The 279-nt window shown below is 61.6% G+C and carries 1 protein-coding gene; it reads right to left on the bottom strand.

The genetic code is table 11. From position 1 onward, the window contains the following. A partial coding sequence (locus tag EN852_RS40555) for a DnaT-like ssDNA-binding protein (protein WP_348643571.1) occupies positions 1 to 279 on the bottom strand: 279 nt, incomplete at both ends.

Genomic DNA, 279 nt, shown 5'->3' on the forward strand with positions numbered 1-279 from the left:
ACCACCATGATGGCGGGCTGGCCAAAGACAGGCCCGATCAGCGGGGCAAGCAGCCCTTCGATGACGGTCGAGATCGGCGCGGCGGGCGCGAAGAAGTTGCCACTGTCGCCAGGTTCGAAGAACTCACGCTCGATGCCCTCGACTTTCTGCCGTTTCACCTTTCGGGCTGGATCGAAGGAAACGGACAAGGAGCCCGGCTTTTTCAGTTCGAGATACGCCGCTTCATAGGATGCATCGATCACCCGCTGGGGGATCAGATCGGAAGGGAGCGTCGGGCCG

Source organism: Mesorhizobium sp. M2E.F.Ca.ET.209.01.1.1 (assembly GCF_004010375.2).
Classification (GTDB): Bacteria; Pseudomonadota; Alphaproteobacteria; order Rhizobiales; family Rhizobiaceae; genus Mesorhizobium.